The organism is Allokutzneria oryzae (assembly GCF_042429765.1).
GTDB classification, from domain to species: Bacteria; Actinomycetota; Actinomycetes; order Mycobacteriales; family Pseudonocardiaceae; genus Allokutzneria; species Allokutzneria oryzae.
Genome location: NZ_JBHLZU010000002.1, coordinates 730,477 through 752,334 on the forward strand (window position 1 = coordinate 730,477; position 21,858 = coordinate 752,334).

Below are 21,858 nucleotides of genomic sequence, written 5' to 3' on the forward strand. Positions count from 1 at the left end.
GGGAGCACCGTGACGCAGCAGAGCCGCAGACTCTTCACCAGTGAGTCCGTGACCGAGGGACACCCGGACAAGATCTGCGACGCCATCAGCGACTCCATCCTGGACGCGCTGCTCGCGAAGGACGCCCGCAGCCGCGTCGCGGTGGAGACCCTGATCACCACCGGCCAGGTGCACGTCGCAGGCGAGGTGACCACCGAGGCCTACGCCGACATCCCCTCGATCGTCCGCGAGAAGATCCTGGAGATCGGCTACGACTCCTCGGCCAAGGGCTTCGACGGCCACTCCTGCGGCGTCAACGTCGCCATCGGCTCCCAGTCCCCGGACATCGCCCAGGGCGTGGACACCGCCCACGAGACCCGGGTCGAGGGCGCCGACGACGACATCGACAAGCAGGGCGCGGGCGACCAGGGCCTGATGTTCGGCTACGCCAGCACCGACACCCCGGAGCTGATGCCGCTGCCGATCGCGCTGGCGCACCGGCTCTCCCGCCGCCTGACCGCGGTCCGCAAGAACGGCACGCTGCCGTACCTGCGTCCCGACGGCAAGACCCAGGTCACCATCGAGTACGCCGGTGACCAGCCGGTCCGCCTGGACACCGTGGTGCTCTCCAGCCAGCACGCCGCGGACATCGACCTGGAGCAGATGCTCGCCGTCGACGTGCGCGAGCACGTGATCTCCCCGGAGATCAACGAGCTGAACCTGGACACCAGCGACGTGCGCGTGCTGGTCAACCCGACCGGCCGCTTCGTCATCGGCGGCCCCATGGGTGACGCCGGCCTGACCGGTCGCAAGATCATCGTCGACACCTACGGCGGCATGGCCCGCCACGGTGGCGGCGCGTTCTCCGGCAAGGACCCGTCGAAGGTGGACCGCTCCGCCGCCTACGCCATGCGCTGGGTCGCCAAGAACGCGGTCGCCGCGGGCCTGGCCACCCGGATGGAGGTCCAGGTCGCCTACGCCATCGGCAAGGCGGCCCCGGTCGGCCTGTTCGTGGAGACCTTCGGCACCGAGAACATCGACCCCGCCAAGATCCAGGCCGCCATCAACCAGGTCTTCGACCTGCGCCCGGCCGCGATCATCCGCGACCTGGAGCTGCTGCGCCCGATCTACGCGCAGACCGCCGCCTACGGCCACTTCGGTCGTCCCGAGCTGGACCTCCCGTGGGAGCGCCTGGACCGGGTCGAGGCGCTCAAGAGCGCCGTCGGGGCGTGATCCCAGTTCTTCCCGCCGAGGCGGCCGAACAGCTGTTCGGCCGCCTCGCGGCGTGTCTGGGCACCGGCGCTGCCGTGCTCGACGTCGGCTGCGGATCGGGTTTCCTGGCCGCGGAGATCGCCGCGCGCGGGGTGTCCTTCGAGCTGACCGATGTCGAGGACTGGCGTCAGGTGGAGGTCCCCGGCTCGACCTTCGTGCGCGCCGACGCCACCGCGCTGCCGCAGGCGTCGGGCTCGATGGGCGGCGTGCACATCGCCAGGGTGCTGTTCCACATCACCGAGTGGCGGACCGCGCTGGCCGAGCTGGCCCGCGTGCTCGCGCCCGGCGGGCGGTTGTGCCTGTCGCTGGGCTGGCCGCTCTACACCGGCGGGCTGCGCGAGCTGTCCAACGCCTTCTACGACCGGGCCGAGGCCGCCGGGCTGCCGCGCGACGACGTGCGCGCCGACATCGAGGGGCCGGATCAGGTCGCCGAGGAGCTGACCGCGCTCGGGCTCCTCCCCGAGGAGCCGATCGAGGTCTCCGGTGAGCTGATGATCACCCCGCGCGAGGTCGTCGCGGACGCCGTCGCGGTCGCCGACCGCTGGCGGGCCGGGCAGGACCGGGGCCTGCTGCCGTCGCTGGGGGAGGGCGTGCTCGCGGAGAGCCCGCTGGCCGCCGACGTCCCGGTCGCGCAGGAGCGCACCGTGCGGTACCTGGTCTTTCGGCGACCCGCGTGAACTAAACAAGCATCAGCCTGCATTTCAGGGCCGAATGGGTACGCCCAGCCTTGCCCTTGATCGCTACGGTGTTCGACACAGTCGAGCGGTCAGTGGCGGGTGAACGCGTGGGGCCAGCGGAGCGGGAGCTGCGGCGACTCGGGCTGCGTTATGCCGGGGTCGTCCGCACGGTCGTGATCGCGACGTGCAGTCTGCTGTCGCTGCTGGCAGTCCCGGCACAGGCGGTCCTGGTGACGCTGTCGGTCGCGGCCGGGCTCAACGGGTGGAACGCGGTGTACGTGCGGCTGCCGAGGATGACCTGGCTGATCGCCGTGGACACCCTGGTGCTTGCCGGGTTCTGCCTGACACAGCTGTGGATCGTGCCGACGGAGGCGCTCTACAACGGCACCAGCTGGGTGCTGGTGGTCATCTCCATCGTGGTGGTGACCTACCAGTGGCACCTCCGGCCGGTCGTCGCGGCGCCCGCGACCGCCACCCTCGTCGCCGCCTACCTCGCGGGCGCGGCGCTGGCCGCCCCGGCGCGGTGGGCGGAGGCGGTTCCGCTTGCGGTCTGGATGCTGGTCGAGGCGGGTCTGTCCTACGGGCTGTACGTGCTCGTGCGGCGCGGAGGCAGGCGTGCCGACCGGGCGGTGGCGGCCCAGGAGCTCGTCCGCAGGCAGGCCGCGATCGCCGCTGCCGTGCGCGCCGACGAGCGCGCTCACCTGGCGGCGCTGCACGACACCGCGGCGGCGACGCTGCTGATGGTCGGCGCCGGGGTGCTCAACGGGCGTGAGACGTGGCTGGCGGGGCAGGCGGCGCGGGATCTCGAAGTGCTCAGCGGTTCCGGGCTCGCCAATGTCACCGAGGGCGATGTGGACCTCGTCGGGTTGCTGGAGGACGTCATCGACCAGTGCCCGCTGCGGGTGGACTGGCGCGGCACCTCCGGCCTGGTCGTGCCCGCGGTGGTGGCGGTGGCGCTGTGCCTGGCCACCAGGGAGGCGCTGACCAACGTGGCCCGGCACTCCGGTGTGCTCAACGCGCTCGTGCGGATGTCCTCGCGGCGCAACGGCGGCGTGGTGGTGGAGGTGCTCGACAGCGGCACCGGGTTCGAGCCCGACCAGGTGCCGCCGCAGCGAAGGGGACTGGCCTTCTCGCTGGTGGACCGGCTCGCCGCCGTCGGTGGGCGGGCGGTGATCGCGAGCAGTCCCGGCGCGGGCACCAGCGTGCGACTGGAGTGGCCGCATGCTTGACGTCGCCGCGGTCGCCGCGCCCGTCCGGGTCGTCGCTCCGACGATCTCCCCGGCCCCGGCCACCTCGCACATCCTGCGCGGGCTGCGGCTGGCGGTGGTGGCCATCACGCTGGCCGTGCTGTTCGGCCTCAGCCTTCCGATGTTGCTGGCGCACATGGGCGTCTACCGTCCGGCGTGGACGCAGCTCGCCGCGTTCGTGATCTTCGTGGTGGTGGCGTGCGGGTTCGGCGTGCTGGCGTGGCTGGAGGTCGCGCCGGGCCGGTGGCGGTGGCCGCTGGCCGCGCTCGTGCTGCTGACCTCGGTCGCGGCGACCGCCGCGGTTCCCGCCCCGCACCTCATCGGCCAGGCGCACTGGTCCTTCGGGCCGCTGGGCTGGCTGGCGGTGCTGCTGACCCTGGACCTCGGCGCGCAGGTGCTGGCGGCGCTGCTGGTCACGCACTACCTGCTGACGCTGGGGCAGCTGGCCCTCGCGGGGCAGACCGACCGCGCCACCCTGGTCGGGATGGCCGTGCAGACGGTGATCGTGTGGGGCTTCCAGCTCGCGGTCGGCCACGCCGCGACGCTGATGCGGCGGATCGCCGTCGACGCCGCCAGGGTCGCCGAGCAGGAGGAGAAGCTGCGCACCGACGAGGCCGTGGCGCAGCGGCTGCACGCCGAGCAGCGCGAGCGCTACGCGGCGCTGGCCGCGACCACGGCGCCGCTGCTGGCCGGCCTGGCGACCGGGGTGCTCAACCCCGAGGACGAGCGGGTCAGGCGCTCGTGCGCGCTGGAGGCGGCCAGGATGCGGCGGCTGTTCGCCGAGGGCGACGACGTGCCGGATCCGTTGGTGCACCAGCTCCAGGCGTGCATCGACCTGGCGGAGCGCAACGGGATCACGGTGCAGCTGTCGGTGCGCGGGGAGCGGCCCGCGCTGAGCAAGCAGGTGCGGCGGGCGCTCACCGAGCCGGTGCTCGCGGTGCTGGTGGCGACGGTGCGCTCCGCCAGGGTTACCGTTGCCGGGCGGCCGGACCGGGTGTCGGTCAGCGTCGTCGCCGACGCCGCCCCGGATGAGCTGTCCACTGTGGAGGTTCCAGGGGTCACCACGACGACGGTGGAGGCAGAAGGGCGGCTGTGGGTCGAGGTGACGTGGCGGGCATGACGATCACGGTGGCCGTTGTCGACGACCACCCGGCCATCGCCGCCGGGGTGCGGGTGTGGTGCGCGTCCGCCACCCCGCCGATCAAGGTGCTCGCCGCGGGGCCCACGGTGCGCACGGCCTGGCTGGAGCCCGGGTCGCTGGCCGACGTGGTGGTCTTCGACCTCCAGCTCGCCGACAGCGTGCCCGCGTACGGCGACCTGCGGCGGCTGGTCGACGACGGGCGCAAGGTCGTGGTCTACACCATGCGCGACGACCCGGAGACCGCGCTGACCTGCCTGGACATCGGCGCGAGCTGCCACATCACCAAGGCGGAGGGGGAGCGGCATCTGGTCGCGGCGATCCGGGCGGCCGCGAACGACCTGCCGTACACCACGCCGTCGCTTGCCGGGGCGCTGGGCACGGACATGCGCCTGCACCGGCCCAAGCTCGCGCCGCGCGAGGTGGACGTGCTGATCGAGTGGTTCCACTGCGAGTCCAAGGAGATGGTGGCCCGCAAGCTCTCGCTGTCGGTGCGCACGGTGAACTCCTACATCGACCGGGTGCGGGTGAAGTACGCCAACGCCGGGCGGGGCGCGCCGACCAAGGCGGCCCTGGTGGCGCGGGCGATCCAGGACGGCCTGATCGACGTCGGCGACCTGTAGCCGTGGGGTGATCGACCGGCACTGTCGGTGACGAGCCCGGTCTACGCTTCCGGTGCACGCCGGGTCGGGGCGCGTGAGCGGGGTGGGTGCGCCCGCCGCGCCTTCTGGGGGTGCGGCGGGCGACGCGCGCTCCCGGCATGCCCGTGGTCGGTGGTCTCTGGTACACCAGCGAGGTGGCTGGAGCTGCCGGGAAGCCGGGTGGGAAACCGCGCGCGAAGCGCAAGGGCGAACAGCAGCCCGCCGAGACGCTGCCGTTCGCGCGGATCTGTGTCGACGTGCCGCTCGCGCACCTGGACCGGCCCTTCGACTACCTGGTGCCGCGCGAGGCCGACGCCTCGGCGGTGCCCGGCGCGCGCGTGCGGGTGCGCTTCGCCGGGCAGCTGGTCGACGGGTTCGTGCTGGAGCGCCTTGAGGCCTCGGAGTTCGGCGGCCGACTGTCCTATCTGGACCGGGTGGTCTCCCCGGAGCCGGTGCTGGCTCCGGAGATCAAGAAGCTGGCGCGGGTGATCGCCGACCGCGGCGCGGGCATGATGATCGACGTGCTGCGGCTGGCCATCCCGCCGAGGCACGCCAAGGCGGAGGCGCAGACCCCGCGCGAGCCCGCCCCGGTCCCCGATGCCCCGCCCGCCGGGGGATGGCACCGCTACCCGCGCGGCAAGGTGTTCCTGGACGCGGCGCTGGCCGGTCGGCCCGCGCACGCGGTGTGGCAGGCGCTGCCCGGCGAAGACTGGCCCGCCCGGCTCGCCGAGGCCGCGGCGACGGTCGCCTCCACCGGGCGCGGCGCGGTGATCGTGGTGCCTGACCACCGCGACCTCGCCCGCGTGCACACCGCCTGCGAAGCCCTGATGGGCGCTGATGGCGTCGTCGCGCTGTCCTACGACCTCGGCCCGGCCGAGCGCTACCGCCGCTGGCTCGCGGTGCTGCGCGGCGCGGTCCGCGTCGTCGTGGGAACCAGGGCGGCGGCGTTCGCCCCCGTGCACGACCCGGGGCTCCTGGTGATCTGGGACGACGGTGACGACCTGCACGCCGAGCCGCGCTCGCCCTACCCGCACGCCCGTGACGTCCTCGCCCAACGCGCGCACGGCAACGGCGCGGCGCTGCTGGTGGCGGGGTTCGCGCGCACGGCGGAGGCGCAGCTGCTGGTGGAGACCGGCTGGGCGCACGAGATCATCGGCACCCGCGACCAGGTTCGCGCGGCGGCGCCGAAGGTGGCCTCGATCGGCGAGACCGACACACAGCTCGCGAGGGACCCGGCGGCCCGGGCCGCGCGGCTGCCGTCGATCGCCTTCGACGCCGCGCGTGCCGCCCTCGCCGCTGGCGCTCCGGTGCTCGTCCAGGTGCCTCGCCGGGGTTATGTGCCCTCGCTGGCCTGCGGGAACTGCCGCGAGCCCGCGCGGTGCCGCCGGTGCGCCGGGCCGTTGGCGCTGCCGGGCGGGATGCGCGAGGACCAGCCGAGGCCCGCCGCGTGCCGGTGGTGCGGGGTCAGCGAGGCGTCCTTCGTCTGCCCGGCGTGCTCCTCGCGCCGGATGCGCGCGGTGGTGATCGGCTCGAAGCGGACGGCGGAGGAGCTGGGGCGCGCGTTCCCCGGGGCCGTGGTGCGGACGTCCGGGGCCGACGAGGTGCTGTCCTCGGTGCCGGGCAAACCCGCCATCGTGGTGTCGACGCCAGGAGCGGAGCCGTACGCGGAGGGCGGCTACGGGGCGGCGCTGCTGCTGGACGGCTGGGCGCTGCTGGGCCGGGCCGACCTGCGCGCCGCGGAGGAGGCTTTCCGCAGGTGGCTGACTGCGGCAGCACTGGTCAAACCGGGGCCCGATGGCGGCAAGGTCGTGGTGGTCGCGGAGTCGGCTCTGGTGCCGGTGCAGGCCCTCGTGCGGTGGGACCCGGTGTGGCACGCCCGGCAGGAGCTCGCCGGGCGGCAGGAGCTCGGCTTCCCGCCCGCCGTGCGGATGGGCACGGTCGACGGGACTCCCGACGCGGTCGCGCAGTTCCTCGACACGGCCCGGTTGCCGGAGACCGCGGAGGTGCTCGGCCCGGTGCCGCTGGGCCCGGAGAGCGCGGACGGCCTCGCCGAGCGCGAGCGCGCGTTGATCAGGGTGCCTCGGCGGGACGGCAAGGCCCTCGCGGCGGCGCTGGCGGAGGCCCAGGGCGTCCGGACCGCTCGCAAGGAACCCGACCCGGTCCGCGTCCGCTTCGACCCACCCGAGCTGATCTAGCGCCATTCGCGGGCTTATGGACCTCTTCGCGCGCGGGCGGAGGTCCATAAGCCCGCGAATGGCGGGGGCGGGGGTCAGGCGGTGCGGGGGAGAGCGGTGTGGGGTTCCGAGGGGGTGAGCTTGGGGAGCAGGCGGAGCTGGCCCTGGCCGTCGGCGATCACCTGGCGGTACAGGGACTCGAAGCGCTGGAGGGTGGCCGTGATGGCGTGCTCGGTGATCTGTTCCGCGCTCGCCCTGCCCATGCGCTCCAGCATCTCCTCGTCGCCCAGGGTCTGGGCCAGGCGCGCCGCCAGGACCAGCACGTTGCCGGGCGGGAACAGCCAGCCGTTGCGGCCGGGGCGGACCAGGTGCGGCAGCGCCATCGCGTCCGCGGCGATCACCGGCTTGCCCGCCGCCATCGCCTCCATGGTGACCAGGCTCTGCAGCTCCGCGATGCCGGGCATGCAGAACAGGTCGCAGCGGGCGTAGGCGTCCAGCAGCTCCTCGTCGCTGATCCGGCCGAGGAAGCTCACGCGGTCGGCGACGCCCAGCTGCCGAGCCAGCTCCTCAAGCTGGGTCTGGCAGCTGCCACCTCCGACGATCTCCGCGCGCACGGTGAGGGTCTCCGGCAGCTTCGCCATCGCCCGCAGCAGCTCGTCTACGCGCTTCTCCTCGTCGAGGCGGCCGACGAAGAGCACCGTCTTGGCCGCGCCCTCTGGCCGCACCGCGGCCGCGCGGTCGCGGTACTTGTCGATGTCGATGCCGCAGGAGATCGCCAGCGCCTCCTTGCCGAGCTTGTTGGCGTGCAACAGTTCCACGGCTCTCGGCGTCGGCGCGGTCACCACCTGGGCGCGGCCGAAGACCTTGGCCAGGTCGCGCCAGGCGAACTTGGCGGCGGTGGAGCGGAACCAGCGCGGGACCTTGGCGTGGGCGAAGAGGTTCTCCGGCATGAAGTGGTTGGTGGCCACCAGCGGGATGCCCAGTGCGGTCGCAGTCTTCGACAGCGCCCGGCCCACCACGAAGTGCGCCTGCACGTGCACGACGTCCGGGCGGATCTGCCAGAGGAGCTCCTCCGTCTCCGCCGCGGCCTTCCAGGGCACCGAGAACCGGAAGCTCTCGTGGAACGGCCAGCGGTAGGACTTCAGGTGGTGCACGGTGATGCCGTCGACGGCGTTGACCCCGGCGAGCATCGGCGCGTCGGCGGCGGGGGCCGGGCACAGCACGTGCACCTCGTGCCCGGCGGAGGCCAGCCCGACCGCGAGGCGGTGCGCGAAGTTGGCCGCGCCGTTGACGTCCGGCGGGAACGTGTCGGCGCCGATGACGATCCGGAGGGGGCGGTTGCTGGTCATGATCCGGTCCTGTCCGTGAGGGGGGACGTGGCGTGAGCGGCGGCGAGCACCCGCTCGTTCTCGGCCGGACCGACGGTCCGCCCAGTACTGCTGGATGAGTTCTTGTTGCCGTGCAAGGCGATTAGCGCGACACCGGCGAGTGCGACGGCGGCGCAGGCCAGCTCGGCGACGGCGACGGCGGGGCTGGTGCCCGCGGCCTCGCCGAGCAGTCCCACGCCCATGCCGACCGCGACCAGTGGGTCGATCACCGTGAGGCAGGCGACCACCATGTGCGACGGGCCGCTGGCGTAGGCCTGCTGGACGCACCAGCCGCCGACCACCAGCGCGACCACGATGCCAGCCGGTGCGAGCGGGTCGATGTCGCCGCCGGACTGGAATCGTTGTGCCACAAGGCGGATCAGCACCGAGATCAGTCCGTACGCGACTCCGCCCGCGACACCGAGCGCGAGGCAGCGCAGGCCGCCCCCGGAGAGCGCGCCGACGAGGCCGAACACCGCGAGCAGGCCCAAGGTGATCAGCAGCGCGTCGGTCACCGCGGTGAGCGGGGCGAGCGCCCCGGAGGTGTTGCCCGCCGCGAAGGCGACGAACAGCCCCATGCCGAGCGTCGCCGTCAGCACGGGCGCTATGCGTTGGGCGGTAAGGGACTCGCCGGTCTGGCGGGCGTCGAGCACGGCGGCGAGCACCAGTGCGAGTACGCCGACCGGCTGCACCACGATGAGAGGACCGATAGCGACCGCGACCGCGTGCAGCACGGTGCCGCCGACGAGCAGCCCCATGCCGAGCAGCCACCGCCGGTCGCGCAGCAATCCCAGCAGGGAAGCCAGTTTCAGCGCTTCCCCGTCGCCGGTGGCCCGCACCGCGGTGTGCTGCAACCGCGCGGCCCCGGCGTAGCAACAGGCGCCCAGCGCGGCCAGCGCCACGGCCAGCACGGTCAGTTCCATCACACGACCAACTCTTGTTCGCGTCGTCGAGCGGAACCATCGGGGAAGACCCTCGGACAACCCGGAATCACCCCTCAAGAAGGTCCGGGGGGCGCCTGAGGGACTTCTCAGGCAACTGAGGATCACCCCCCAGGGTTTCCTGGGGGTAGCCACAGCGCCGCTTCGGGATGTACGGCGAAGGTCGGGCGCCGGACCCGCTCGGAGGCCGGTGACCGTGATCTCCGGGGTCCCCACCAGCGGTGTCATCGTGGCGAACAGCGGACCCGGGGCTCCTCGGGAAGGACGGCACGCACGCTGGACCCGGCGATGCCGAGCGCGGTCGCCGCGTCGGCGAAGGACAGCTCGCCGAGCAGGCGCGGATGAACCCGGTTCACGGCCGCCAGCGCCACCTGTCCGAACTTGTTCCGCGCCGTCAGGCAGGTGCCCGGCGTCAGGTCCTCGGCGGCGGCCCAGGAGCCGGTCAGCCGGTAGGTGGGGTTCCGGACCGAAGCGCCCGCCGCCGCCGCGTCCCGTTCCGGTTCGTAGACTGGGCAACTGTCGAGAGGAGCCCCGTGACCGTTCAGCCCGTCCGCTTGTTCGGAGACCCCGTGCTGCGTACCAGAGCCGCGGAGGTGGTGGACTTCGACAAGGAGCTGCGCGGCCTGGTCAAGGACCTGTGGGACACCATGGAGTCGCAGGGCGGGGCAGGCATCGCCGCTCCGCAGGTCGGGGTGAGCCTGCGCGTGTTCACCTACCACTGCGACGGCTTCGCGGGACACCTGATCAACCCGACCTTCGACGTGGTCGGCGACGAGGAGCAGGACGGCCCGGAGGGCTGCCTGTCCATCCCCGGGATGAGCTGGGACTGCCGCAGGCACCTGCACGTGGTGGCCAAGGGCTGGAACATGCACGGCGAGCCGGTCGAGGTGGAGGGCAGCAACCTGCTGGCCCGCTGCATCCAGCACGAGACCGACCACCTCGACGGCGTGCTGTTCGTCGACCGCCTCGACGCCGAGACCAGGAAGCAGGCGCTGCGCGAGATCCGCGCGGCGGAGTGGTTCGATGGCGCGGTGCCCATGATCAAGGAGAGCCCGCACCCGTTCTTCGGCAAGGGGGGCGCGCGATGAGGCTGGTCTTCGCCGGAACGCCGGAGGTGGCGCTGCCCTCGCTGCGCGCGCTGATCGACTCGCCCCGGCACGAGGTGGTCGCCGTGGTGACCCGGCCGGACGCGCCCGCGGGACGGGGCAGGAAGGTGCTGCGGTCCCCGGTCGGGGCGCTGGCCGACGAGCACGGCATCGAGGTGCTGACCCCGGCCAAGGCCGGAGCCCCGGACTTCCTCGCCCGCCTCGCCGAGCTGGAGCCGGACTGCTGCCCGGTGGTGGCCTACGGCGCGCTGCTGCCGCAGTCCGCGCTCGACGTGCCCGAGCACGGCTGGGTCAACCTGCACTTCTCGCTGCTGCCCGCGTGGCGCGGCGCGGCGCCGGTGCAGGCGGCGGTGCGGCACGGCGACGAGATCACCGGCGCGAGCACCTTCCGCATCGTGCGCGAGCTCGACGCGGGACCGGTCTTCGGCGTGGTGACGGAGAAGGTGCGCGAGCGCGACACCGCCGGTGAGCTCCTGGAGCGGCTGTCGGTCTCCGGAGCGGACCTGCTGCTGTCCACTATGGACGGCATCGAGGACGGCACGCTGGTCGCGGTGGACCAGCCCGCGGAGGGTGTCAGCCTGGCCCCCAAGATCACCGTGGCGGACGCGCGGGTGGAGTTCACCGTCGCGGCCACCGCGATCGACCGCCTGGTGCGCGGGGTGACCCCCGATCCCGGCGCGTGGACGGTCTTCCGGGGCGAGCGGCTCAAGCTCGCCCCGGTCCAGCCGACGGACGTGACCGACCTGGCGGTGGGGGAGCTGCGCGTGGAGAAGCGGCGCGTGCTCGTCGGCACCGCCACCACCGCCGTGCAGCTCGGCGAGGTGCAGGCGCAGGGCAAGAAGAGAATGGCCGCCGTGGACTGGGCCCGTGGCAGCCGCATCGACGTTGGAGAGCGACTCGGATGACCTTCCACCAGCCACGCCGACGCGGCGGACCCAAGAAGTCGGGTCCGCCGCGCGGGCGCACCGAGGCACCGCGTCGCCCGCCGGAGCTGGACCCCGCGCGGGTGGCCGCGCTGGAGACGCTGCGCGCGGTCCGTGAGCGCGACGCCTACGCCAACCTGGTGCTGCCGAAGCTGTTGCGGGAGCGCAAGATCACCGGCAGGGACGCGGCGCTTGCCACCGAGCTGGGCTACGGCACCAGCCGCGCGCAGGGGCTGCTGGACGCCGTGCTCGCGGCCTGCGCCGACCGGCCGTTGTCCGAAGTGGACGGTCGGGTGCTCGACGTGCTGCGGCTGGGCGCGTACCAGCTGCTGCGCACCAGGATTCCCGCGCACGCGGCCGTGGCGTCCAGTGTGGACATGGTCCGCGTGGAGGCGGGTGGTGGCGCGGGTGGCTTCGCCAACGCGGTGCTGCGCAAGGTCGCCCAGCAGGACGAGCAGGCGTGGGTCGAGCAGCTGGCCCCGCCCGCGGACACCGACCCGATCGGCAACCTCGCGTTGCGGACGGCCCACCCGAAGTGGATCGCCCAGTCCTTCGCCGACGCGCTCGGCGGCGCCCGCGCGGAGCTGGCCGACGCCCTCGCCGCGGACGACGCCCGGCCCGGTGTGCACCTGCTCGCCCGGCCCGGTGAGATCAGCGCTGACGAGCTCGCCGCGATCACCGGCGGCGACGTGGCCCCGTACTCGCCCTACGGCGTGCACCTGGAGTCCGGCGACCCCGGTGAGCTGGACCCGGTGCGCCAGCACCTGGCCGCGGTCCAGGACGAGGGCAGCCAGCTCGTCGCGGTCGCGCTCAGCCGCGTGCCGCTGACCGGCTCCGACCAGCGCTGGCTCGACCTGTGCGCCGGACCCGGTGGCAAGGCGAACCTGCTGGGCTCGCTGGTGGCGATCGAGGGCGGCACCCTGGACGCAGTTGAGCAGGCCGAGCACCGCGCCAAGCTGGTCCGCCAGGCCACCGAAGGACTGCCGGTCACCGTGCACGTCGGCGACGGCCGCGACTCCGGGCTGCCCGAGGGCTCCTTCGACCGGGTCCTGGTCGACGCCCCGTGCACCGGCCTCGGCGCGCTCCGCAGGCGCCCGGAGGCCCGCTGGCGGCGCAAGCCGGAGGACGTCGGCGGCCTGACCAAGATCCAGCGCGAGCTGCTGCGCGCGGCCATGACGCTGGTCCGGCCGGGCGGTGTCGTCGGCTACGTCGTGTGCTCCCCGCACCTGTCCGAGACGGTCGGCATCGCCGTGGACACCGCCCGCCGCAGCAAGGCCGAGGTGCTCGACGCGCGCGAGTACTTCCCCGGCGTGCCCGACCTCGGCGACGGCCCGTACGTGCAGCTGTGGCCGCACCGGCACGGCACCGACGCCATGTTCTGCGCGCTGTTCCGGCGGCCGGAGGAGTAGCGCTACCTAGCGCAGGGATCGGTGTAGGGCAGCTGTGGCACGTGCTCCCGCCACAGCTCGGGCGTCAGCACTCCCCGGGTCTGCGCGCACACCCGCTCGGCGACCTGCGCCGCGTCCAGGGTCCACAGCCGCACCGAGCGGTCGGAGCTGGTCGTGGCCAGGCTCCGCCCGTCAGGGCTGAAGGTGATCGACCAGATCAGGTCGTGGTGCCCGGTGAGCGTCACCCCGTCGCCGGTGCCGAGGTCCCAGAGCTGGACCGTGTGGTGGGAGCTGGAGCTGGCGAGGTGGCGGCCGTCCGGGCTGAACGCCAGTCCGGTGGTGGTCTCGCCGTGCCGGGTCAGCACCGGGCCCGGCCGGGGGCGGAGGCGGTCGGTGATGTCCCACAGCCGGATCGTCCGGTCGCTGCTCGCCGTCGCCAGCGACCGGCCGTCCGGGCTGAACGCCCCCGTCCACACGGTCCCCGTGTGCTCGGTGAGCGGCTGCCCGAGCTGCTTCGGCGCGGCGGGATCGGCCACGTCCCACAACCGCACCGTGCGGTCCGGGCCACCGGTCACCAGGGTCCTGCCCCGCGGAGCGAAGTCGGCCCACACGGCTCCGGGGTGCGCGCTGCCGAGCGGCCGAGGGCGCAGTGGGTCGCTGGTGTCCCACAGCCGCACTTCCTTGCCGTAGACCAAGGTCGCCATCGTGCGCCCGTCCGGGCTGAACGCGACCTTCCACAGCGTTTCCCCGGCGCCGACGTCCAGCTGCCCGGCGAGCGCGGCGTTCGCGGGGTCGCTCACATCCCAGAACACCACCTTGCTGTCATCGCCGGAGGTGGCGAGCAGCGAGCTGCCCGGGATGAACGCGGCTGACCGGACGCCGCTCGCATGGCCGACGAGCGGCGGGCCCCAAGGCTTGGGGTGCAACGGGTCCCGTGTGTCCCACAGGCGCACCGTGCGATCTTCGCCTGCCGTGGCGAGCGTGTGGTCCGACGGGCGGAAGGCCGCGGCGTGCACGCTGGCGGTGTGCCCGGGAAGCAGGCCGGGCGGCGGGCTCCAGAAGCGCAGCGCGGTGTCCTCGCCCCCGGTCACCAGGGTCCCGTCCGCCCGGGTGACCACGGCGTACACCACGCCGCTGCTGTCGGCGAGCACTTCCCCGCGCGGCTTCTCCGGAGTGCGGATGTCCCACCGCCGCAGCTTCTTGTCGGTGCTCGCGGTGACCAGGTGCCCGCCGTCGGGACTGAACGCGAGGGACATCACCGCGCTGGCGTGGCCGGTCAGCGGCTGCCCGATCTGGCGGAGGTCGCGGGTGTCCCACAGCCGCGCCGACTCGTCGTCGCTTCCCGTCGCCAGCATCGCCGAGTCCGCGCTGAAGGCGACCGACCACACCCGGCCCGTGTGGCCGGTCAGCGGCCGACCGAGCGGGGTGGCGGTGCTGAGGTCCCACAGCCGCGCCGTCCTGTCCGAGCTCGCGGTCGCGAGGAGGCGGCCGTCCGGGCTGATGGCCACAGCGCGGACGACTCCCGAGTGGCCCGCCAGGTCGCGGGAGACCGGGATCGGTGACGCCAGGTCCCAGATCCTGGTGGTGGTGCCCGCGCTCACCAGGGTCCTGCCGTCGGGGGAGAGCGCGACCGAGCTGACGGCGCCGGTATCAGCCTTGAGCGGGGGGCCGAGTGGGCGCGGGCGTGCCGGCTCGGCGACGTCCCACAAGCGGACCGCCCCGTCCGCCCCGCCGGTCGCGAGCACGCGACCGTCCCGGCTGAGCGCCGCGGCCATGACGGCGTCGCCGTGCCCGGTGAGCGGCTCGCCAAGGGGGGTGCGGCTGACGGCGTCCCAGAGCCGGACCGTCCTGTCCTCGCTCGCCGTCGCGACGAGCCTGCCGTCACCACTGGAGGTGATCGCCCGGATCGCGCCTCGATGGCTGTCCAGCCTGGTGGTGAACATGGCGTGCTGAGCGGAGATCGTTCGCGCGTAGGCGTTCTGGTCCTCCGGTCGCAGTGCGGCGGCCGCGAGGTTGAGCCGTGCCGCCAGCGAAGGGTCGGTGTCGGTGACCCGTTCGACGGCCGACACCAGATGTGCGTACCGGGCCTCGTCCCGCTGCCGGAGAACGACCACGGTGGACAGTGCGGCGATGAGCGCGAACACGAGGACGGCCGCGACCCCGCTCCTGCGCGCCCACCGCACCCGCCGGTCCTGCCGCTCCGAACGCGCCAGGAAAGCCCGGGTCGCCTCCCCGGAGTCCCCCGACACCCACCCCCTCGCGGTCGCCAGCCGCGCGCCGCGGTAGAGCAGGGACGGGTCGTGCCCGGCACGGGCCCACGCCTCGGCGTCCTCGTCGAGCCGTTGCCGCGCCAGGATCGCCTCGCGGTCCTCGTCGAGCCACTGCCGCAGCCTCGGCCAGGCCCTCAGCAGGGCTTCGTGGGTGATCTCCACCGAGCCCGCGTCCAGTGTCACCAGCCGTGACTCGGCCAGGATCTCCAGCGCCGCGGCCCCGGCCGGTGAGCCAAGGAGGTCATCGCGCGTGGTCCGCCTGCGGGTGTCCTTGCCGTCCCTGTCGATGCGGACGAGCTTCAGCAGCATCGCCCGTCCCGCCAGCTGCCCCGGCTCGTCCAACCGCGTCCACGCTCGCTCGGCGGTGGCGGCGACCGAGCCGTGGATACCGCCCGTCGCCCGGTAACCGGCGATGGTGAGGCGGTTGCCCTGGCGGCGCTTCCACGTTCCCAGCAGCGCGTGCGACAGGAGCGGGAGCCCTCCGGCATCGGTTCCGAGGTCGTGCAGGAGCAGCTCGACGAGACCGGGTTCCAGGTGCAGCCCGACCCCTTTGGCGGGCGCCGTGATCGCTTCTCGGAGCTGCTTCGGTGTCATCGGTCCGAGGACGAGCTGCCGGTCCTGCAAGGCGTCCAGCAGTTCGGGGTGCGCCAGGCAGTGGTCGTAGAAGTCCGCGCGGACCCCGATGACGACGACGGCGCGTTCACTGCTCTCCCGCAGCCGCGACACGAAGTCCTGCCGCGCGACCGGGTCGGACGTGAGGGTGAACAGCTCCTCGAACTGGTCCACGATGAGCACGGGAGCCTCGGCCAGTTCGAGTTCGCTGCCGGGCGTCACGTATTCGACGGCATCGCCGAGAAGCGGCATGAGCCCGGCTTTGAGGAGTGAGGACTTGCCCGCTCCGGAAGCGCCGACGACCGTGACGATCCCGCCGGTTTCGCGAGTGGTCTCCACCATGCGGAAAAGATCCTGCGTGACCTGTTCCCGCCCGAAGTACCAATCCGAGTCTTCCCGGCGAAAAGGCGCAAGGCCCCGATAAGGACAAACGTTGACGTCCGGCTCGGCGCGGGCGGTGCCGGCGACCGCCAGTTCCCACAGGGACCGCCAGGAGCCCAGGTCGTACAAACCCGGGACGAGCGGGCTGGGCCGCCGTTTCCGCGCCTCTCCGATCAGGATCTCCAGGACCGCGGCGAGCCCGGGGAACCGCGCGGGGACGCTCCGTCCGCGCCGCCAGTCGCTGATGCGCTGGACGCTGACCCGCACGGGCCGCCCGTCCTCGTCGACCCGGCGGGCCCGGCCGATCGTCTCGGCGACCCGCTTGAGCGGCGGGTCACCCGCCTCCGCGTACAGCAGCGCGAACCGCTCCATGAACGCCCCGCGCGGGCCCCCACTGCCCATGCGGTGACCCTAACCGCCCCGAGTTCCGGACCGGAAACCCGGGGCACTACCCGTGAGCTGGGATTTTGCTCGCGCCTTCCGGTCAGGGGGTTTCGGCGGGCTCGTGGGCGAGGCCAGTCTTGTGCCAGACGCCAGTCACCGAGCCTCGCTCGGCGAGCACGGGGGAGGGCGTCCACCAACGGCCGCTGCGGGGTCTGGGGGTCCTGGGGGAGACTTCCCCGCAGCGGCTTAGGGGTTGATGAGCAGTGATTCCAGGGCCGGGCGCAACGGCGCGGTGATCTCCTGCGGGCGCCGCGTCTCGCGATCGACGAAGACGTGGACGAAGTGACCCTCGGCCAGCAGGTCGTCATCGCGGTAGAGCCCGAGCTCGTACCGGACGCTTGACCGGCCGAGGTGTCCCACGCGCAATCCGACCGCGATCGTCTCCGGAAATGCCGCGGGTGCTTTGTAGGAGCAATGCGACTCCACGCAGAGGCCGATTGTCTTGCCGTTGTGGATGTCCAGCCCGCCGGTCTCGATGAGCCAGGTGTTGATCGCGGTGTCCATGAAGGAGTAATAGGCCGCGTTGTTCACATGGCCGTAGATGTCGTTGTCCTTCCACCGCGTCGGCACGTCCTGCCAGTGGACGTAGCTCACGCTTTCCCCTTCCTACGTGGTTTTGTGGCGGGCGTAGTGCTGTCGCGCCTTCGCCCGGTTGCCACAGCGCGCCATTGAGCACCACTGGCGGTTCCTGGCGGGGGAGCGGTCCACGAAGCGCAGGCCGCAGGTGTCGAGCGCGCAGACCCTGATCGTCGGCGGGCGGTCCTCCAGGAGCAGGGTGATCGCGTCCACCGCCACCGCGCCCAGGGCCGATGCGACCGGGTCTTCGGGTTTCGGGATGTGTGCCTCCGGAGTGCCCTCCGGAGTCAGGCGCAGCTGGGGCGGGGGTTGGTGGTGGCGGGCCGCCCAGCCGTTGAGCAGGGTGATGTCTGCCTGGGTCAGCTCTCCCCTGGTCACGCGGTCGACCGCCTCGCGGAGCTCGTGCGCCGCGTCGAGGTACGGGCGCGCTTCGGCCGCGGTGACGTCCGCGAGCTTGGCAAGGCGCAGCCACTCCGCGAGTGCGGCCTCGGTGTCGAGCAGCTCGCGGGGGCTGATCTTGCGGTCGCGCACCGTGTTCACCAGGTCGACGCTCGCCCGCCCGCCGTCCCAGACCCAGTCCCGCTTGGCCATCGTCCCTCCTTGTCCGGAGAGTGTGCCGCACGCTACCGTCTCTAACCATCTTAGCCGGTTAGAAGGAGGCGTCATGGGTGAGGTAGCGCTGGTGAACGGGCTGCGGATGCACTACCTGCGCGCGGGGGAGGGGCCGCTCGTGGTGCTGCTGCACGGGTGGCCGCAGACCAGCCACTGCTGGCGGTTCCTGCTGCCCGAGCTCGCTCGCGATCACACGGTGATCGCTCCCGACCTGCGCGGGTACGGCCGCACGGACAAGGCGACCGGCGGCTACGACAAGCGCACTATGGCCTCCGACATTTCAGTGTTGATTGAAACTCTGGGCTTCGCCAGCGCCGCCGTGGTCGGGCACGACCGAGGCGGGCGGGTCGCCCACCGCTGGGGTCTGGACCGCCCGGACCAGGTCGACCGGCTCGCCGTGCTGGACATCCTCCCGACGCGGGCCATGTGGCAGCGCCTGGACGCGAAGCTCGGTGCCGCCTACTGGCACTGGCTGTTCCACCTGCAGCCGGACCTGCCGGAGCGGCTGGCAGGGCAGGACGTCGCGGGATATCTCTCGTACTTCTTCGAGAAGTGGACGGTGAACCGGCACGGGCTCGAACCCGCCGCGATCGACGAGTACGTGCGCGCGTTCTCCGCCCCGGGCGCTCTGCGCGCGGGCTTCGACGACTACCGCGCGTCCTTCCCGCACGACGCCGAGCACGACGACACCGACTTCGCCGCGGGACATCGGCTGGGCATGCCGGTGCTCGCGTTGTGGGGCGGTTCCGGACTGCTGGGTTCCTTGCCCGCGTTGGACATCTGGCGGGAGTACGCCGACGACGTCCGTGGCGGGGCGATCCCGGACTGCGGGCACTTCCTGCCCGAGGAGCGCCCGGCCGAGGTCCTCGCTGAGCTGCGCGAGTTCCTCGGCACCGACAAGTAGGCCCCGGCGCAGCACCGACGACCGGCCCACTGGCGATCACCGTCCGTGTTCCGGGCAGACTCGCCACGGCGTTACCGGGCCGAGACAGGGAGAGCGTGGCGTGGACGAGGGCACTGGCCTGCGGCGGGAGCTGTCCGGGCGGCAGGTGGGCATGATCGCCCTCGGCGGCGCGATCGGCACCGGGCTCTTCCTCGGCTCCGGGCTGGCGATCTCGCTGGCCGGTCCCGCCGCGGTCGCGGCGTACGCGGTGGCCGCCGTCGTCGCCCTCGCGCTGGCCTACGCCCTGGCGGAGATGACCGTCGTGCACCCGGAGGCCGGCGGCTTCGGCGCCATCGCGCACCGCTACCTCGGCCCGATGGCGAGCTTCGTGCAGCGGTGGCTCTACGTCGTCGCGCAGGTGGTCAACATCGGCAGCGAGGTCGTCGCCGCCGGGCTCTACATCCAGTTCTGGTGGCCGGAGGTGCCGCTCTGGCTGCCGGTGGTCGTCTTCTCCGCGCTGATCCTGACGGTCAACACGCTGTCGGTGCGCTTCTTCGGCGAGTTCGAGTACTGGTTCGCGATGATCAAGGTCGTCACGATCGTGGTGTTCATCGCGATCGGGGTGTACTTCCTGCTCTTCGGCCTGCCCGGCCGCCCGTCGCCCGGCCTGACCGCGATCACCGACCACGGCGGCTTCCTGCCCAACGGGCTCGGGGCGGTGTGGCTCGCGCTGAGCGTGGTGACCTTCAGCTACCTCGGCACCGAGGCGGTCGCGGTCACCGCGGCGGAGTCGAAGGACCCGGAGCGCGACGTGCCCAGGGCCGCGCGCGGCATGGTCGTGCGCCTGGGCCTGTTCTACGTGCTGGGCACGGCGGTGCTGGTCGCGGTCGTGCCGTGGACCGAGGCGGCGGGCGCGGAGGGCATCACGCAGAGCCCCTTCGTCCGGCTCTTCGAGTACGCGGGCATCCCGGCCGCGGCGGGGCTGATGAACTTCGTGGTGCTGACCGCCGCGCTCTCGGCGATGAACACCAACCTCTACCTGAGCTCGCGGATGACGCACTCGCTGGCGATGGTCGGCCACGCCCCGAAGGCGCTGCTCAAGACCAGCGCGCGCGGGGTGCCGACGAGGTCGCTGGCGCTGTGCGCGCTCGGCCTGGTGATCGCGGTGCTGGCCTCGGTGTTCTCGCCGCAGCAGGCGTTCCCGCTGCTGATCGGCGCCGCCCTGTTCAGCGGTGTCACGGCCTGGATCCTGATCTTCGTGACGCACTTCGCCTTCCGGCGCACCCGCGCCCGCGAGGGGCTGCCCGCCTCGCCGATCCGCCTGCCCGGGGCGCCGGTGACCTCCGGCCTCGCCGCGCTCGCGCTGGTCGCGGTCCTGGTCACCACGGGGTTCACCGACCAGTTCTTCGTCGCGTGGCTTGCGGGTCCGCCGTTCCTGCTGCTGCTCGTGCTGGCGTACCTGCCGGTCCGCCGCCGGGCCGCGCGGACCGGTGCGCGCGACGCCGAACCCAGCACCTAGACTGCCGTTCCGTGGCTCGTCAGGCGCTGATCGCTCCCTCCATCCTGTCCGCGGACTTCGCGCGTCTCGCCGAGGAGGCCGCCGCCGTCGGCGGGCCCGACGGCGCGGACTGGCTGCACGTCGACGTCATGGACGCGCACTTCGTGCCCAACCTGACGCTCGGGCTCCCGGTGGTGAAGTCGCTGCGCAAGGCGACCGAGATCCCGCTGGACTGCCACCTGATGATCGAGGACCCGGACCGCTGGGCCGTCGGCTACGCGGAGGCGGGCGCCTACAACGTCACCGTGCACGCCGAGGCGGCCGCCGACCCGGTGAAGATCGCCAAGGACCTGCGCGCCGCGGGCGCCAAGGCGGGGCTGTCCGTCAAGCCGGGCACGCCGCTGGAGTCCTATGTGGACGTGCTCAGGCACTTCGACACGCTGCTGGTGATGTCGGTGGAGCCCGGGTTCGGCGGGCAGTCGTTCATGCCCGAGGTGCTGGACAAGGTGCGCACCGCCCGGCGGCTGGTGGACACCGGGCACCTGAAGCTCGTCGTGGAGATCGACGGCGGGATCAACGCCGACACCATCGAACAGGCCGCGGAGGCCGGGGTGGACTGCTTCGTCGCCGGTTCGGCCGTCTACGACGGCAAGGACCCCGGACGGGCGGTCCGTGCCCTGCGCCGACAGGTGCTCGACTCCGCGCGCTGATGTCCGCGCTGGAGATCGCGATGCGGGCGGCGATCGCCGCCGGCGAGGGCGCGCGGGGCCGCACCAGCCCGAACCCGCCCGTCGGGTGCGTCGTCCTCGACCCGACCGGTGCGGTCGCCGGGGTCGGCGCCACCCAGCCGCCCGGCGGGCCGCACGCCGAGGTCATGGCGCTGCGCGCCGCCGGTGAGCTGGCCAGGGGCGGCACCGCGGTCGTCACGCTGGAGCCCTGCGCGCACCACGGCCGCACCCCGCCGTGCGTGCTCGCGCTGCTGGACGCCGGGATCTCCGAGGTGCACTTCGCGGTGGCCGACCCGTTCCCGGCCGCGGCGGGCGGGGCGGACCAGCTCAGGGCCGCGGGCGTGACCGTCCACTCCGGACTGCTCGCCGACGCCGTGCGCAAGGGCCCGTTGCGGGCGTGGCTGCACCACGTGCGCACTGGGCGGCCGCACGTGACGTGGAAGTTCGCGTCCACTGTGGACGGACGGTCGGCCGCGGCCGACGGGACGAGCCGGTGGATCAGCTCGCCCGAGTCGCGCGCCGAGGTGCACGCGTTGCGGCGCAAGATCGACGCGGTGATCGTCGGCACGGCGACGGTGGTCACCGACAACCCGCAGCTGACCGCCCGCACGCCCGAGGGCGGTCTTGCCGAACGGCAGCCGCTGCGCGTCGTGGTCGGCGAGAGCGACATCCCCGAGGGCTCGCGGGTGCTCGACGACGCGGCGGAGACGCTGCACCTGCGCACCAGGGACCCCCGTGAGGTCCTCGCCGTGCTCGCCGGGCGGGGCGTCGTCGACGTGCTGCTGGAGGGCGGCCCCCGGCTCGCGGGCGCGTTCTGGGAATCAGGCGTCGTGGACCGGGTGTTGATGTACGTGGCGCCGCTGCTGCTCGGGGCGGGCACCGCCGCGCTGGGGGAGCTGGGCGTGTCCACGATGAGCGCCGCGCTGCCCCTGAGCTACGAGAGCGTCACCATGAGTGGCCCGGACGTGCGGATCAGCGCCGTCCCGGCCCAGGACTAGGAG

Annotated in this window: 19 protein-coding genes; 13 read left to right on the plus strand and 6 right to left on the minus strand. The window is 73.0% G+C overall.

The genetic code is table 11. From position 1 onward, the window contains the following. The first annotated feature begins 9 nt into the window (after positions 1 to 9). The 6 genes from metK to ACFFQA_RS03750 all read left to right on the plus strand — a co-directional run bounded on the left by metK (position 10) and on the right by ACFFQA_RS03750 (position 7,149). On the plus strand, positions 10 to 1,212 hold the full coding sequence (metK, locus tag ACFFQA_RS03725) for a methionine adenosyltransferase (protein WP_377850134.1): 1,203 nt from the start codon (positions 10 to 12) through the stop codon (positions 1,210 to 1,212). Continuing rightward, positions 1,209 to 1,928 carry a class I SAM-dependent methyltransferase gene (locus ACFFQA_RS03730; RefSeq protein ID WP_377850135.1) on the plus strand — a complete coding sequence of 240 codons (720 nt, stop codon included), beginning with the start codon at positions 1,209 to 1,211 and terminating at the stop codon, positions 1,926 to 1,928. The genes metK and ACFFQA_RS03730 overlap by 4 nt, the downstream gene beginning before the upstream one ends. Positions 1,929 to 2,035: 107 nt before the next feature. Continuing rightward, positions 2,036 to 3,157, plus strand: coding sequence for a sensor histidine kinase (locus tag ACFFQA_RS03735; protein WP_377850136.1), 1,122 nt, complete (start codon positions 2,036 to 2,038; stop codon positions 3,155 to 3,157). After that, positions 3,150 to 4,295 (plus strand): hypothetical protein, encoded by a 1,146-nt coding sequence (locus tag ACFFQA_RS03740; RefSeq protein ID WP_377850137.1) that lies wholly within the window; start codon positions 3,150 to 3,152, stop codon positions 4,293 to 4,295. The genes ACFFQA_RS03735 and ACFFQA_RS03740 overlap by 8 nt, the downstream gene beginning before the upstream one ends. Continuing rightward, on the plus strand, positions 4,292 to 4,936 hold the full coding sequence (locus ACFFQA_RS03745) for a DNA-binding response regulator (RefSeq protein ID WP_377850138.1): 645 nt from the start codon (positions 4,292 to 4,294) through the stop codon (positions 4,934 to 4,936). Before ACFFQA_RS03740 ends, ACFFQA_RS03745 begins: the two co-directional genes overlap by 4 nt. Before the next feature lie 137 nt (positions 4,937 to 5,073). Then, the gene (locus tag ACFFQA_RS03750) at positions 5,074 to 7,149 is read left to right on the plus strand and encodes a primosomal protein N' (protein ID WP_377850139.1); all 2,076 of its coding nucleotides are present in this window, start codon (positions 5,074 to 5,076) and stop codon (positions 7,147 to 7,149) included. 74 nt (positions 7,150 to 7,223) lie between these two features. Here ACFFQA_RS03750 and ACFFQA_RS03755 read toward each other — a convergent pair whose 3' ends face one another. The 3 genes from ACFFQA_RS03755 to ACFFQA_RS03765 form a co-directional block, all read right to left on the minus strand. After that, the gene (locus ACFFQA_RS03755) at positions 7,224 to 8,477 is read right to left on the minus strand and encodes a glycosyltransferase (protein ID WP_377850140.1); all 1,254 of its coding nucleotides are present in this window, start codon (positions 8,475 to 8,477) and stop codon (positions 7,224 to 7,226) included. Next, a complete protein-coding gene (locus ACFFQA_RS03760; protein ID WP_377850141.1) occupies positions 8,474 to 9,421 on the minus strand; it encodes a DMT family protein in 948 nt (315 codons plus the stop codon). Before ACFFQA_RS03760 ends, ACFFQA_RS03755 begins: the two co-directional genes overlap by 4 nt. Positions 9,422 to 9,660: 239 nt before the next feature. After that, complete coding sequence (locus ACFFQA_RS03765) at positions 9,661 to 9,807, minus strand: hypothetical protein (RefSeq protein ID WP_377850142.1); 147 nt, start codon at positions 9,805 to 9,807, stop codon at positions 9,661 to 9,663. 162 nt (positions 9,808 to 9,969) lie between these two features. On the opposite strand from ACFFQA_RS03765, the gene def reads away from it, so the two are divergent. The 3 genes from def to ACFFQA_RS03780 are packed head-to-tail and all read left to right on the plus strand — an operon-like array spanning position 9,970 to position 12,874. After that, positions 9,970 to 10,524: a peptide deformylase gene (gene def / locus ACFFQA_RS03770; protein ID WP_377850143.1), complete on the plus strand. Its 555-nt coding sequence runs from the start codon at positions 9,970 to 9,972 to the stop codon at positions 10,522 to 10,524. Then, entirely contained in the window at positions 10,521 to 11,447 is a 927-nt protein-coding gene (fmt, locus tag ACFFQA_RS03775; RefSeq protein WP_377850144.1) for a methionyl-tRNA formyltransferase, read from the plus strand. Before def ends, fmt begins: the two co-directional genes overlap by 4 nt. Then, on the plus strand, positions 11,444 to 12,874 hold the full coding sequence (locus ACFFQA_RS03780; RefSeq protein ID WP_377850145.1) for an RsmB/NOP family class I SAM-dependent RNA methyltransferase: 1,431 nt from the start codon (positions 11,444 to 11,446) through the stop codon (positions 12,872 to 12,874). Before fmt ends, ACFFQA_RS03780 begins: the two co-directional genes overlap by 4 nt. Before the next feature lie 2 nt (positions 12,875 to 12,876). Here the strand turns inward: ACFFQA_RS03780 and ACFFQA_RS03785 are convergent, their stop codons facing one another. The 3 genes from ACFFQA_RS03785 to ACFFQA_RS03795 form a co-directional block, all read right to left on the minus strand. Continuing rightward, the gene (locus ACFFQA_RS03785) at positions 12,877 to 16,518 is read right to left on the minus strand and encodes an nSTAND1 domain-containing NTPase (protein ID WP_377850146.1); all 3,642 of its coding nucleotides are present in this window, start codon (positions 16,516 to 16,518) and stop codon (positions 12,877 to 12,879) included. A 228-nt stretch (positions 16,519 to 16,746) separates the two neighbouring features. After that, a complete protein-coding gene (locus ACFFQA_RS03790) occupies positions 16,747 to 17,154 on the minus strand; it encodes an acyl-CoA thioesterase (protein ID WP_377850147.1) in 408 nt (135 codons plus the stop codon). A 12-nt stretch (positions 17,155 to 17,166) separates the two neighbouring features. Continuing rightward, positions 17,167 to 17,727, minus strand: coding sequence for a CGNR zinc finger domain-containing protein (locus ACFFQA_RS03795; protein WP_377850148.1), 561 nt, complete (start codon positions 17,725 to 17,727; stop codon positions 17,167 to 17,169). Positions 17,728 to 17,800: 73 nt separating this feature from the next. Here ACFFQA_RS03795 and ACFFQA_RS03800 point away from each other — a divergent pair, with 73 nt between their 5' ends. The 4 genes from ACFFQA_RS03800 (at position 17,801) to ribD (ending at position 21,855) form a co-directional block, all read left to right on the plus strand. Continuing rightward, a complete protein-coding gene (locus ACFFQA_RS03800; RefSeq protein ID WP_377850149.1) occupies positions 17,801 to 18,652 on the plus strand; it encodes an alpha/beta fold hydrolase in 852 nt (283 codons plus the stop codon). Between the two features lie 100 nt (positions 18,653 to 18,752). After that, entirely contained in the window at positions 18,753 to 20,150 is a 1,398-nt protein-coding gene (locus ACFFQA_RS03805) for an amino acid permease (RefSeq protein ID WP_377850150.1), read from the plus strand. Positions 20,151 to 20,161: 11 nt separating this feature from the next. Then, on the plus strand, positions 20,162 to 20,839 hold the full coding sequence (gene rpe / locus ACFFQA_RS03810; protein ID WP_377850151.1) for a ribulose-phosphate 3-epimerase: 678 nt from the start codon (positions 20,162 to 20,164) through the stop codon (positions 20,837 to 20,839). Further along, entirely contained in the window at positions 20,839 to 21,855 is a 1,017-nt protein-coding gene (ribD, locus tag ACFFQA_RS03815; protein WP_377850152.1) for a bifunctional diaminohydroxyphosphoribosylaminopyrimidine deaminase/5-amino-6-(5-phosphoribosylamino)uracil reductase RibD, read from the plus strand. Before rpe ends, ribD begins: the two co-directional genes overlap by 1 nt. Positions 21,856 to 21,858 lie beyond the last annotated feature (3 nt).

What these genes read in the sequence shown, in the direction of transcription:
- ACFFQA_RS03740 (WP_377850137.1), top strand. Translation starts at nt 3,150, where the DNA reads ATGCTTGACGTCGCCGCGGTCGCCGCGCCCGTCCGGGTCGTCGCTCCG.
- ACFFQA_RS03745 (WP_377850138.1), top strand. Translation starts at nt 4,292, where the DNA reads ATGACGATCACGGTGGCCGTTGTCGACGACCACCCGGCCATCGCCGCC.
- ACFFQA_RS03750 (WP_377850139.1), top strand. Translation starts at nt 5,074, where the DNA reads ATGCCCGTGGTCGGTGGTCTCTGGTACACCAGCGAGGTGGCTGGAGCT.
- ACFFQA_RS03755 (WP_377850140.1), bottom strand. Translation starts at nt 8,477, where the DNA reads ATGACCAGCAACCGCCCCCTCCGGATCGTCATCGGCGCCGACACGTTC.
- fmt (WP_377850144.1), top strand. Translation starts at nt 10,521, where the DNA reads ATGAGGCTGGTCTTCGCCGGAACGCCGGAGGTGGCGCTGCCCTCGCTG.
- ACFFQA_RS03780 (WP_377850145.1), top strand. Translation starts at nt 11,444, where the DNA reads ATGACCTTCCACCAGCCACGCCGACGCGGCGGACCCAAGAAGTCGGGT.
- ACFFQA_RS03785 (WP_377850146.1), bottom strand. Translation starts at nt 16,518, where the DNA reads ATGGGCAGTGGGGGCCCGCGCGGGGCGTTCATGGAGCGGTTCGCGCTG.
- ACFFQA_RS03795 (WP_377850148.1), bottom strand. Translation starts at nt 17,727, where the DNA reads ATGGCCAAGCGGGACTGGGTCTGGGACGGCGGGCGGGCGAGCGTCGAC.
- ACFFQA_RS03800 (WP_377850149.1), top strand. Translation starts at nt 17,801, where the DNA reads ATGGGTGAGGTAGCGCTGGTGAACGGGCTGCGGATGCACTACCTGCGC.
- ribD (WP_377850152.1), top strand. Translation starts at nt 20,839, where the DNA reads ATGTCCGCGCTGGAGATCGCGATGCGGGCGGCGATCGCCGCCGGCGAG.